The sequence below is a fragment of the Pseudoalteromonas sp. NZS127_1 genome, assembly GCF_015864295.1.
Taxonomy (GTDB): domain Bacteria; phylum Pseudomonadota; class Gammaproteobacteria; order Enterobacterales; family Alteromonadaceae; genus Pseudoalteromonas; species Pseudoalteromonas arctica.
The window spans coordinates 186,301-199,473 of sequence record NZ_JADYXO010000002.1; the positions used below are offsets into that span (position 1 = coordinate 186,301).

A 13,173-nucleotide genomic window follows, 5' to 3' on the forward strand; every position below is an offset into this window, starting at 1 on the left:
GAACAAAAAAAGCACATAGATACTGGACTCAAGTACAGGTTTAGAAGAAAAATTCAAAAATAAAAAATCAACAAAAAAGTGGTAGAAATTTTTTTTCATGCTACCCGAAAAGATTACTTGCAAAATTAGCACTCCTTTACTAAATATTTAAAAGAGTATTTTCGGTCTTAACAGGATCTAAGAGGAAGAAATGATTATAAAAAACACTTTTAAAAAGCATCAAGGGACTATGTTAATCGGATTAGCGATTACAGCCGTAACTTTATCAAACTACGTGCATGCAAACGAACAATCAGCAATGCCACTTACATACGTCTCAAGTAAAGCGATTGAAAACAATCCTGAAGTACAAGAAGCATGGCATGCTTTTAAATCTTCTATTTATGGAGTGGATGCTGCCCGTTCAGGTTATTTACCAAGTGTTGATGTATCAGCAAGTGCAGGATATGAAAGAAGAAATTACGGTATTGAAGAAGAATATAACCGTAATACAGCCGAATTAAGCGTTACTCAAATGCTTTATGACGGTTTTAGAACATCTAATACAGTTGACCGTTTTAAACGTATTCAACTTATTAGGTACTTTGAGCTTATTTCTCAAACAGAACAAACAGCACTTGAAGCCTCGATTGCACTACTTGACGTACAAAAATTCAAAGAGTTAGTACAACTTGCAGAAGCTAATTTACAAGAGCACGAGTCTGTATACCAACAAATAGAGCAAAGCGTAAGCGCCGGTGTAGCGCGCGCAGCAGACCTAGAACAAATTAGTGGCCGTTTATCTCTAGCGCAATCTAATGTATTAACGGAGTACTCAAATTTACATGATGTAAGCGCTCGCTACCTAAGAGTTGTAGGTGAGCTACCTATGAACGATATAAAGCAAGCTGACCTTGATGAAAACAATATACCAATTTCGGTTAACCAAGCGCTAGACGTCGCCTACAAAAACAGCCCTTCATTTTATGCCTCTTTGTATAATATTGAAGCGCAAAAGGCGAACGCCAAAGCACAAAAAGCGGCCTTTCATCCTAACGTAGATTTATCTGCCCGCTACGGTAGCCAAGATAGAGATGAGCTTGGTCAAAATGAAACCAGAACAGAAGCGCGAGTCGGCATAGATATTAGTTATAACTTGTATAACGGTGGTCTTGATAGCGCTAATTTAGAACAAGCTTATCAAGATATAAACATTGCAAAATATCAACGAGATCAAGCCTGTATTGATATTCGTCAAAGTCTGCAAATTGCCTACTACAACGTCACTATACTAGAGCAAAAGTTGCCAGCGCTTAATCAACACCGCGAATCATCAACTAAAGTTAAAATTGCATATAAAGATCAATTTGATATAGGCCAACGAACTCTACTAGACGTACTTGATGCCGAAAACGAATCGTTCCAATCAACACGTTCATACATAGTTGCGCTATACGACCGCCAATCGGCTATTTTAACTATGCTAAAAGAAATGGGGAAATTATTGCCAGCACTTGACGTAATGTCAGGTAAATACCCTACATTAAAAGAGCTAACTGACGATCCTATTGTGCATAACGCACAAAATATTTGTCCGAGTTACGATGTAGCAACCACCTTTAGCCGCAAGGCATTTCTACAAAAAAAAGCGAAGCAAGATAATGCCTACATGAGTGTAACCGCTATGCCAAGGTACTTAGATATACCGTTGGAAACCGACACTACACAAAGTAGCTTTTTAGATGATGATGGTGACGGCGTACCAAACGAGCAAGACACTTGTCCGAGTACGCCGCTGTCAACTAATGTTGATTTATCTGGCTGTACAATTTATAGCGCATCAACCTCGAATATAGAGATTGGTATCCCTTTTTCTGCTGACTCAAGCGATGTAAGGTCTCAATATATTCAAGAAATTAGTCGGCTTGCAGATTTTTTAAAAGAAAACCCAAATAAGCAGGTTGAAATACAAGGTCATGCTTCTCTAGATGGAGATCGAACATATAACCGCAAACTATCTGAAAAACGTGCGTTTGCCGTTGCTGAAATTCTAATTAAACAATTCGATATAAAACCAAAACGTGTTAAATCGTTCGGGTACGGTATTGATCAACCTCGAGTAAACGAAATATCAGTAAGAGCAAATGCTGCGAATCGACGTATCGAAGCTGTAATTACTGATAGCTAAGTCAATTAACGTTATGTAAATAACTAGGGTCTGTTGATCTTTGCGGATTAAAATTTGTTCAAACTAGGGGCTGTTTAATCGCGGCGCGAGATTTGTAACCTAGTGGGCTAAGTAAAAACCGAGCAACAAAGAGTAAATAGCCCCTAGGAAGAACCCTTTGGGCAGCGCCTGTTTGGCATTAATGCTACGTTATCACCCATTTATGGGGAATAACCACACTGCATAGGCTCTGCCTTGCCTAAATACCAAACAGACTGCTGCAAATTTAACCTAAAAGATCAACAGACCCTAAACTCGGCTTGAAATATTTAAGCTAAATTTATTTCTCGAGTTTAGGTTTAGTAGTAACAACCGCATGCAGTTCTACATAACATTGGATGGTTTATGGAATTAAACGATGTACTTGATCACGGTGGCATACTCGTTGACTGCCTAGCAGTTTTATGTCGCCATCATGATAAAGAGTTTTCAAGAGAAGCACTATTAAATGGACTTCCTCTAACTGATGGAAATCTTACTCCATCAGGTTTTTCGCGCGCAGCTAAGCGCATTGGCTTTAAATCGAAAGTAGTTAATAAGCCACTACAAAAAATTAATACAGCACTGCTACCTGCCATCTTAATTTTAAAAGACAATCAAGCCTGTGTTATTAATTCTATTGATTACGATAAGCAGTTGGTGAGTGTAATTTACCCAGAGCTTACCGAATCAGTTATCGAACAAAGCATTGATGAATTAGCAGGCAACAGTGTTGGTTTAATTATTTATGCACAACCAGAATTTGCATTTGATGAGCGAACACCCGTACTTGAAAAACTATCAAAAGACGGATGGTTTTGGGGAGTAATTAAAGAGTGCCGCTCACTTTATAAAGACGTAATTATTTCAGCTATTGCGTTGGGCTTTTTGTCGGTTGCTATGCCTTTATTTGTAATGAACGTATATGACCGCGTAGTGCCTAACCATGCAACAGAAACCCTTTGGGTACTTGCTATTGGTATTTTGATAGCACTCACTGCTGACTTTGTTTTACGCTTAGTAAGAGGCTATTTTGTAGAGCTTGCTGCAAGCAGAATAGATGTAAAAGTATCGGCTGTAATTATGGAGCGGGTATTAGGTATGAAACTAAAAAACCGTCCATCATCAGCTGGCTCCTTTGCTAGCAATATTCAATCATTTGAAGCTGTACGTAACTTTTTTAGTTCCATAACGCTTGTCGCATTAGTCGACTTACCATTCGTAGTTTTATATTTAATTGTTATCGCCATTATTGGCGTACCTCTAAGTTTACCTATTATAGCGGGCGCACTTATATTATTAGCTTACGCTATAGCCGCACACCGCAAACTTGAAGCCCTTTCAGAGCAAACAATGAAAGCAAGCTCAATGCGAAATGCAGTATTAGTAGAAAGTTTAACCAATATTGAAGATGTAAAAAGCTTTCACTCAGAGTGTAAAACACAATCTGTATGGGAAAAGTCGACCATTTACATTGCGCAAGTAAACGCACAAAGCAGACTCGTTTCTAGCTCTATATCAAATACAGCATCTTGGATACAGCAATGTGTAGGCGTGATAATAATGATAATAGGCGTACACCTCGTTATTGAAGGTGAGCTAACTCAAGGCGGATTAATTGCAGCCTACTTATTATCATCTCGTGCTATGGGCCCTATTGGGCAGTCAGCCGCTGTTTTAGCGCAATATCATCATGCCGCAATAGCAATGCAATCACTAAATGAGATTATGGAAAAAGAGGTCGAGCGCCCACCTGGTAAGCATTGGTTAAGCCACCCTATTTTAAAGGGCGATATAGAATTTAAAGATGTATGCTTTAAATACTCTGACGAATCTCATAATGCACTCAACGGCGTTAGCTTTAAAATTAAAGCTGGTGAAAAAGTTGCAATTTTAGGACGTAATGGCTCAGGTAAAAGTACATTAGAAAAGCTTATCTTAGGGCTATATGAACCCTGTTCAGGAGCAATTTTGATGGACAATAACGATATACATCAAATTGACCCTGCAGAGCTTCGCCATAATATTGGTTATGTACCGCAAACCGTTGCCCTGTTTTATGGGACCTTAAAAGACAACCTTACGATAAGCGCTTGGCATGCCAAAGACGAGCAAATTATTGAAGCCTGTGAGCGAAGCCAATTATTTGATTTAATTAATTCGCACCCAGACGGGTTTGATCTACAAGTAGGCGAGCAAGGCCGCCAATTATCAGGAGGGCAACGCCAAGCTGTAGGTATGGCAAGAGCCATAATTAACGACCCACCAATACTATTACTAGATGAACCGACCTCATCGCTAGATCACAACAGTGAAAGTAAAATTATTAACAATTTAAAAAATTATTCTAAAGATAAAACCCTAATTGTAGTGACTCACCGCTCATCATTACTCGAGCTTGTTGACCGTATTATAGTTTTAGATAACGGAAAAGTAGTTGCTGATGGACCAAAACAAAAAGTAATTGCGGCGTTAAATAATAAAACCGTGGAGCAAGCCTCATGAGTGATAACAAAAAACCACTTGAACAACGCTCTTTTGAATCTGTTAGCAAAGCAATAGAAGCAAGAAAACAAGGTAAGCCATCCGTATTTAATAAACTATTTAAAGGATGGATTTCACCGCCAAATACTCAAGACTGGGTAGTCGATGCACAGTGGGAAAAAATGCAGCAGGAACCAGCAAGCGCTAGGTTACTACTTTATCTAATTTGTTTAACGTTTATATGCCTTATTGTGTGGTCTGGCTTTGCTAATTTGGATGAAGTTGCTCGTGGCGAGGGCCGTGTTATTCCCTCTAATAAATTACAGCTTATTCAATCTTATGACGGCGGTATGGTCGAAAAAATAAATGTCCGAGAAGGCCAAATAGTAAACGAGGGGGATGTACTCATTAAAATAGACCCTACCCGCTTTATTTCTAGCTTTAGAGAAAATCAATCCAAGGTTGAATCGTTAAGTGCAAAAGTTGCAAGACTCAGAGCTCTTACTCAAAAAAAAGAACTCATATTTAGCGAAGATGTTATAAAAAACGCACCTCAGGTGGTTCAACACGAACGCTCTCTTTATTTGAGTAACAGCCAAGAGTTGGAGCAACAGGTAAGTATTCACAAACGCCAACTAGAGCAGCGACACCAAGATTATATTGAAGCAAAAGCGGCACTTCAGCAGCATACCAGCGCGCTACGCTTAACAAACAGGGAGCTTAAAGTGACCCGCCCATTGTTACGCACCGGTGCTATTTCGGATATAGATATTATTCGTTTAGAGCGCCAAATAGTTGATTTAAACGGCGAGATAAACAGAACCAAAGCAGTTATAAATAGGAGTCTTTCGGCCATTAACGAAGCTAAAAATAAGGTAACCGAAGTTGAGCTCGTTATGATTAACCGCTGGAACAATGAACTCTCCGAAGCGCTACTGCGACTAGATTCAATTAAAGAAACTGAATCTGGCTTAGCCGATAAAGTAACTCAAACTGAAATACGCTCTCCTGTTAAAGGCACTGTACAACGATTATTAGTTAATACTGTTGGCGGTATTTTACAGCCAGGTAGTGATGTTATGGAAATTGTCCCGCTTGACGATCAACTTGTAGTAGAGGCAAAAATCCCGCCTAAAGACATTGCATTTTTACGCCCTGGGCAATCTGCAATGATAAAATTTAGTGCCTACGACTTTGCCGTATATGGTGGCCTTGAAGCCGAAGTATTACATATAAGTGCCGATACAATTACGGATGACCGCGAAAACACCTTTTATTTGGTGCAGCTAAAAACCACCAAAAATAATTTTTCAAAAGAGCTGACTATTATTCCAGGAATGACCACTCAAGTGGATATTATTACCGGTAAAAAAACCGTACTTGAGTATATTTTAAAACCGGTTCTTAGAGCTACATCGCAAGCAATGACAGAGCGTTAAAACATTTTATAAATGGAGAAGTAATGCGCCAAAGTATTTTTATTACACAGCCTGAATTTGAATCGAAACACTGGCATACAGCGTTTCCTGGTTGTTTGATATTCACAAAAGAACCACACAGAGTCACGGCATCAAGTATTATTTGGGTTTTGGCCGGCACACCTAATTGGCTTGAGCTTGTTAAAAAGTATTCTCAGCAACGTTTACTGGTTATAGTTATGACCAACGAACTAGAAATAAATCAACTAAGAAGTGCGCTTGAAGCAGGAGCTAGGGGGTACGTAGAAGCACTTGCTACTAAAGTAATTATTGAACAAGTACTTGAGACAATTTGTACCGGCGGAATATGGTTACCAGGGCAATTACTATCTAACTTAGTAGGAGCTTTATCAAATACACCGTTTAAATATGCGAGCACATGCGAGCTTGATGTACTCACAAAGCGAGAACGTCAAGTAGTTGATATTGTTGTAACAGGTGCAACTAATAAGCAAGCTGCAGAATCTTTAAATATTACAGAACGCACAATTAAAGAGCATATGAGCTCTATATTTAATAAGCTAAAAGTTCGCGACCGAATTCAATTAATGTTAGTTGTAAAAGGGCATTAACCGCACAGTTAATGCCTATTACTTACTCTTTAATAACCCCATCAAAACCTAAGTTAATAAGCGTATCTATATCATCTTGGCTTGTTACACCTTGAGCCACCACTTTAATACCAATAGAATGCGCTAACGTACACACTCCTCGCAGAAATGTTTGGTTATCTTGGCTGTAACTAATATTGTGTCCGTAAACGCTATCAACCTTAATCATTTCAAGACCAAATTCCTGAATTTTATTAATTTTAGTAAATTCAGGGCCCACACGTTTTAATGCTACCTTAGCGCCCATACATCGAGCCTGCTCACAAAAATCTTTAAATATCTCAATTTCGCTAACGGCAATACTTTCACGAATATCAAAACAAATTTTAGAGGCTAAATCAGGAAACGCCGAAAGGTACGTAAGAATCGAAGCAAGTGCAGCATCATCAAGTAGCGTTTGAGCAGATAATTCAACCGAAATCAGTTCACTTGGTGGCTCAATACTATAATGAGCCACCAACGCCTTAATTAAACCCCAATCTAAACGCGCTAATAACTTTAATCGGTTAGCCCACTGGTAGTAGTAACTAGCACGGTATACTTGCCCACCAAGCTTTAGGCTCAACCCTAATTGATTTTGCATTACCTGCCCTGTAAAGCTAGTTACTGGGTAAGTATTTATTTCTAAATTATTATTATTGAGTGCCTCTTCTATGGCATTTTTCCAGCTAGTTGCATTATCAAACAGCTCACTTTCTTGCTTGATCTGAGCTACTTTTGCTTGTACATCAGATTGTTTACCCGATGATTTTAAAAGTTCATCCGCACGCTTTAATACATCAAATCGCGTGTCGTCTTTTTGAATATAAGTACAGCTGTGAGGTATCGCTAGCTTAACGTTTTTATACTCTTCAACAAACGATTGATGCATCAATAAAATACGTTCACTGATTGCTTGAATATCATCAATATCACTAAATAAAACGGTAAAATCGCTGTGAGAAATACGTGCAATGTAATTTTCAGAAAAGTGTTCTTGGTTGCTCTCTAAGAAGCTAACCAACATCTGTGAAAATCGACGTAGAAAGTTAACCATTTCTACTCGTCCCACTTCCTCACTTACGCGATCGAGGTTTACAACCCTAAATAAAAACAAAGCACCATGGGCATGATCTTTCGATTTTTGTAAGTGAGCCTCAAGCGTTGCACCAAAGTATTCTCTATTTGCTAAACCAGTTAGCTCATCGTGTTGCGATTTAAATCTAAGCTCTTCTAAACGTTTATTATCTTCTTTAATAATACGGCTAAAACGGGTAGATAATTGGTTCATTGATTGCACTAAACGTGCAAACTCAAATGTACGAGGGACGGTGGATTTAATAAAACGTTTTTCACCAAATGCATTAGCCTGATACACAACATCATCTAGTGGTTTTAATATCCTACTTAAAAAGTAAGCGCTAACTATACAAGCAAAAAAAGCGACAATTAAAAAACTAAAAAATAGTTTAAGCGCACTTTCCCATAAGGCTTGCTCAGCATATTGACTATGACTTTCTATAAACAAAGTACCAAACTGCTGCCAACCATCATTTACTTGCCCAACCCCTGGCTGTACATTTAATCCATACATTGCTCTAAACCACTGCGGAGCCGTCGCTTTAAGCTCATCGGTAAACGTGCGTTTAACAATCACCTCACCATTAGGGTTTTGTAGTTCGATTCGCTTATAGTGACCGGTATCAAATGTGGCCGATACTAATAACTCAAGCTCAACGGGGTCTTTGTCTAATTGGCTGATCATTAACGCGAGTGAACTGGCGTTATCTACATTTTTTAAGTACAGCTGGGTCGAAAAATAACTTTTAGCCGAATTAGTGCTAATTAAAACACTACTTATAAAGCCTACAAAAATAACAATTAATAATGCAATCCACAGCTCTTGCCTGAGTGTTATTTTTCGTTTTTTAAGGTACTTAGATAAGGAAAATGATGCCATTACCACATAACTCCTTCTTTGGTTGTCTGCTCCAAAATTTTACGCCAGCGTGAAAGTCTTGCTGTTGGGCTGGCTACACTTTTGGTTGAATTATTAGCCCATAAACCTTGGCTGTTAAAGCTAAAAACAGGGCTTAAATCTACACGTTTTGCAGCAGGTAAAACCTTTGTTATTAAACTGTCTAAAATAAGTGGCTGAGCGTTTGGTGTAGCAAAATAACCTAACACCATATGTGCTTGCGTTTTGTTAGTGCCCGCAATTTTTGCTTTTACATAAATAAGACGTAACTTGTCGTCGCTCACCCCTAGGGCTCTCAAGCTTATATACTTTGCTATTGCGTAATCTTCACAATCACCTAAGCCTCTGCCTAACGTTTCTAAAGGGGTTGCCCAATAATCGTTTTGTTTCCATAGCAAAATATCAGTTTGATAGCGTAAATTACGCGCAAAAAAATCATTAACAATAAGAATTTGTTGTTGCTCTGGTTTGTTTTGAGTTTGTACCAACATACTTTGCCAGTTACGTGCAACAGCCGCTCGCGCAGGTCCATATTTTTGACCCATCAGCTCAATAAAGGTATTAAATTGAATAGTTAGTCGGCTTGCAAGCACACCACTAGAGAGTACAAAAAACAGTAATAGGTAGCGCAAATTGGCTTTGCACCATATAAATAATTTAGGATTTAAATAAGTTGGCTTAAACGCCATTTACAGAGCCACTGTTAATATAAGTGGCAATAAAATACATCTGTTGAGCACTACGCAATCTGCTTAAAAATTAATCCTAACAACAGCATAGCACTCAATATAAAAGGATGAGATATTTTGAATAACTTTTTTAATTAACTGGGCTATTTAGTAATAAGTTACTTTTTTAACTTCGCGTGGTTTTACTTCACCTATGTATAAATCGTGCACACGCTTCATATTAAGCTCAAGCTCGGTCACGTAAGTGTCATCTACTGCGTAAGTTTTAATTATTTGTGCACCTTTAATAAGCCCCTGCACTTTACTTTCTAGGTAATCGTCTTGAGCAATTGAACCTTCCACCGTTGTTCCTGCGGTAATTTTTTGCCCATATACTTGCTCAGTAAGCTCGCGATAAGCCTCAAGCTTAGAAGCCTTAATTGCCATAAGTTGCTTTTGCGACAGGTTAGCGCCTTTTTGCAAGCTAATAGGTGCATACCCTATCGCTTTTAAAACAGGGTAATTATTTGGCTCTACATATTTATATTCAACATGCTTATCAAAAACGCTGCTACAACCACCTAAGGTTAAACACCCAAGTGTAATAAGTAATGAAATTGCTCGCATAGCATTTAGCCCTTGTATAGTAATTAGCAGTACATATGCACGTTTAATGCCATTTATAGCATTACTAATAATTACCAAATAACATTGGTACAGTCCTTGCTCTACCTAGTTAATAGCTAACGTTTAATTGGAGTAAAAGTATGAAGTCGTTTTTATTATTGGCATTTGCAGGGTTAAGTGCAACGGCATTATTAACGTTCTCCCCTTTTACTAAAGCGCAGTGGTATGAATCAACAGGCCATGCGAACGTTCAAAATGGTGATACGAGCGCAGCTAAATCTGCCGCTATAAAAGATGCAATTACACAAGCGTTAGTGTTCTCTGGCGCACGGGTTAGCTCTGTACAAACCCTGGTAGATGGCGTGTTAATGCAAGATCAGCTAAAAATTAGCAGCCACGGCGAAATTCAAAAAATTGAACTGATCAGCGAAAATAAATACGACAATAAATTTGCCGTTACATTACGACTCGATATTTTTTCTCAAACAGAGCAATGCCCACAAAATAGCTTTAATAAGTTTGTGGCCGTTACACAAAGCCAACTTGTTCATCGTGAACACGCCAAAATGGGTCAAATATTTGACGTAAGCAAAGCGATTAGCAAAAATATTTTTACCTCACTGCAAAAATCAAAAATGAGCGCAGTACCTATTGCTTACTATAATAATGCAATAAGCGTTGATAAATACTTTTCGCAGCAGCACGACTATTCAAATGCCCAATTAGAAGAAATATCTTCGCGCAGTAACGCTCAATATGTTCTGCTTAGCCAAATAACCAGCCTTTCGACTAGCGACAAACTCAATAACGATTATGCATTTTGGCAAGACGAGGCGTATGAGCGCAGTTACAACATTGAATTTGTATTATTTGATGGCACTACCTATGAGCAACTTTGGCAAAATAGTTACCATACTCAAGCAATTTGGCCATTTGAAAAAACAACCATAGTTGATGTTAATAGTGATAGATTTTGGCAATCGCCTTATGGGCAAAGCATAACCGATATCAACCAATCAGTAAGTTATGACATTCAAGCAGCTATGGCGTGTTTACCTACTCAAGGTAAAATAATGCATATGGAAAATAGCAAAATCGTTATTAACTTAGGTAAAGCTCATGGGTTAAAAAAAGGCCAAATGCTAAGCATTGCGCACCATAACTATTTAACCGACGCGGCAGGTAATGTTATGCCACACACCATCACAACGCTTAATAAAATTCGCGTAGAGCAGCTTTATCAGCAAACTGCAGTAGCTGTCAGTATTGATGACAAACCACTACCTGGCGTGCAAATTAACGATGTTGTAGAAATAATCAGCCAAAACCTTTAAATATTTAATTAACTTTTTTAGTTAATTTAGCTTTTAAATTAGGGTGAGCCGATAACCACTCGCCCAATTGTTCTACACCAGATAAATGCGGATAATGCTTTCTGCATGCAAACACCACATTACGCTGCTGATTAGGGAATATAGGCAAGTAATCAATCCCTACACGGTCGGTACATGCTAACTTTGGTACAAATGTAATACCGTCATCCATAGCCACTAACGCTAATAATGTTTCTAAACTATTACCTTTATACTGGTTAGATACATCGACTCCTGCAGAAAAACAAAACTTTTGGGCTTGATCTTTAAAGCAATGGCCATCACTTAACATTAATAGGCTGCATCCTTGAAGATCGCTCAGCGCTACTTTTTTATGCTTAGACAGCGCGTTATCGTGTGATACCGCCACTAAAAAATCTTCTTTGTATAAAGCAACCGTATGGTAATTAATAAGCTCTGGCACATCGGCTAAAATAGCAAAGTCGAGTTCACCCTTGTTTAAAGCTTCTAAAATTGTTGCTGTTTGCATCTCAATAAACGAAAACTGGCTATCAATAAATGCCGCTTTCATCGATGTTAGTAACGCAGGCAACAAGTAAGGTGCAATGGTAGGAATAATACCAATAGTTAATTTACCTTGTAGAGGCTCGTTAGAAGTAGCAGCAAGTTCTTTGAGTATTTGCGTTTGCTCTAAAATAATCTCTATTTGCGTCAACAAACGTTCACCTTTTGCTGTTAAGGTAACTTGCTTGGTTGAGCGATCAAACAAAGTAACGCCAAGCTCATTTTCGAGTTTTTTTACTTGACCACTTAATGTAGGCTGGCTTACAAAACATGCATCGGCAGCTTTGCGAAAATGTTTATATTGCGCTATTGCTTTTACATATTCAAAATCTTTTAAGTTCATATTCAGCTCTACGTGATAGTTTATAACTATCAGTTTAATACAAACAAACGATTGGAACTATATTTAATTATTCACCATAATGGCTATCAACAAATCAAGAGGAACAAAAATTATGTTAAACAATATCGAAGGTCAAACAATCCCAAGTGTTACATTTGCAACTCGTCAAAATAACGATTGGAAATCAGTAACAACAGATGACATTTTTAAAGGTAAAACTGTTGTAGTGTTTTCACTACCAGGTGCATTCACACCAACATGTTCATCAACTCACTTACCACGTTACAACGAATTAGCAGGCGTACTTAAGCAAAACGGCGTTGACGAAATTGTATGTTTATCAGTAAACGATACCTTTGTAATGAACGCATGGGCTGAGCATCAAGAAGCGCAAAACATTACTTTATTACCAGACGGCAACGGCGAATTTACTGACGGCATGGGCATGTTAGTAGACAAGAACGACCTAGGCTTTGGTAAGCGCAGCTGGAGATACTCTATGCTTGTTAAAGATGGCGTGATTGACAAAATGTTTATCGAACCAGATTTACCAGGTGACCCGTTTGAGGTATCTGACGCAGACACAATGCTTGATTACATCAACCCTAAGCAAGCTAAACCAGAACCAGTAAGCATCTTTACTAAACCTGGCTGTCCTTTCTGTAAAAAAGCAAAAGAACTTCTTGCAGAAAAAGGCTTCGCATATGAAGAGATTGTTATGGGTGCAGGCGCATCACTAACAAGCCTAAAAGCTGTATCTGGTCGTGACACTGTTCCACAAATATTCATTGGTGGTAAACACATCGGTGGTTCAGACGACTTAGAAAAATACTTTGCTTAATTAATAAGTAAATTAAATACCTAACGTTAGTAGGTAAAAAATAGGGGCTTTTATGCCCCTATTTATTAGAGGAAAAAATAC

10 protein-coding genes are annotated in these 13,173 nt (G+C 38.3%); 6 read left to right on the forward strand and 4 right to left on the reverse strand.

Annotated elements, in window-relative coordinates; all coding sequences use genetic code 11:
- The first annotated feature begins 190 nt into the window (after window positions 1-190).
- From I6F50_RS03885 to I6F50_RS03900, 4 genes are all read left to right on the forward strand, one after another.
- Entirely contained in the window at window positions 191-2,167 is a 1,977-nt protein-coding gene (locus I6F50_RS03885; protein ID WP_197140059.1) for a TolC family outer membrane protein, read from the forward strand.
- Window positions 2,168-2,551: 384 nt separating this feature from the next.
- On the forward strand, window positions 2,552-4,690 hold the full coding sequence (locus I6F50_RS03890; RefSeq protein WP_024593177.1) for a type I secretion system permease/ATPase: 2,139 nt from the start codon (window positions 2,552-2,554) through the stop codon (window positions 4,688-4,690).
- Window positions 4,687-6,108: an HlyD family type I secretion periplasmic adaptor subunit gene (locus I6F50_RS03895; RefSeq protein WP_165740753.1), complete on the forward strand. Its 1,422-nt coding sequence runs from the start codon at window positions 4,687-4,689 to the stop codon at window positions 6,106-6,108. The genes I6F50_RS03890 and I6F50_RS03895 overlap by 4 nt, the downstream gene beginning before the upstream one ends.
- A 23-nt stretch (window positions 6,109-6,131) precedes the next feature.
- On the forward strand, window positions 6,132-6,719 hold the full coding sequence (locus I6F50_RS03900) for a response regulator transcription factor (RefSeq protein WP_010553236.1): 588 nt from the start codon (window positions 6,132-6,134) through the stop codon (window positions 6,717-6,719).
- A gap of 22 nt (window positions 6,720-6,741) precedes the next feature.
- Here the strand turns inward: I6F50_RS03900 and I6F50_RS03905 are convergent, their stop codons facing one another.
- The 3 genes from I6F50_RS03905 to I6F50_RS03915 all read right to left on the reverse strand — a co-directional run bounded on the left by I6F50_RS03905 (window position 6,742) and on the right by I6F50_RS03915 (window position 10,010).
- Window positions 6,742-8,697: a LapD/MoxY N-terminal periplasmic domain-containing protein gene (locus tag I6F50_RS03905; RefSeq protein ID WP_197160387.1), complete on the reverse strand. Its 1,956-nt coding sequence runs from the start codon at window positions 8,695-8,697 to the stop codon at window positions 6,742-6,744.
- Window positions 8,697-9,404: a transglutaminase-like cysteine peptidase gene (locus tag I6F50_RS03910; protein WP_007583156.1), complete on the reverse strand. Its 708-nt coding sequence runs from the start codon at window positions 9,402-9,404 to the stop codon at window positions 8,697-8,699. The genes I6F50_RS03905 and I6F50_RS03910 overlap by 1 nt, the downstream gene beginning before the upstream one ends.
- Window positions 9,405-9,551: 147 nt before the next feature.
- Window positions 9,552-10,010: an LPP20 family lipoprotein gene (locus I6F50_RS03915; RefSeq protein ID WP_024593173.1), complete on the reverse strand. Its 459-nt coding sequence runs from the start codon at window positions 10,008-10,010 to the stop codon at window positions 9,552-9,554.
- 140 nt (window positions 10,011-10,150) lie between these two features.
- Here I6F50_RS03915 and I6F50_RS03920 point away from each other — a divergent pair, with 140 nt between their 5' ends.
- Window positions 10,151-11,344, forward strand: a complete 1,194-nt coding sequence (locus I6F50_RS03920) for a flagellar assembly protein FlgT (RefSeq protein WP_197175343.1) — start codon at window positions 10,151-10,153, stop codon at window positions 11,342-11,344.
- Between the two features lie 4 nt (window positions 11,345-11,348).
- Here I6F50_RS03920 and I6F50_RS03925 read toward each other — a convergent pair whose 3' ends face one another.
- Window positions 11,349-12,251: a LysR substrate-binding domain-containing protein gene (locus I6F50_RS03925; RefSeq protein WP_024589976.1), complete on the reverse strand. Its 903-nt coding sequence runs from the start codon at window positions 12,249-12,251 to the stop codon at window positions 11,349-11,351.
- Window positions 12,252-12,363: 112 nt separating this feature from the next.
- Here I6F50_RS03925 and I6F50_RS03930 point away from each other — a divergent pair, with 112 nt between their 5' ends.
- Window positions 12,364-13,092 (forward strand): glutathione peroxidase, encoded by a 729-nt coding sequence (locus I6F50_RS03930; protein WP_010553231.1) that lies wholly within the window; start codon window positions 12,364-12,366, stop codon window positions 13,090-13,092.
- Window positions 13,093-13,173: the final 81 nt, after the last annotated feature.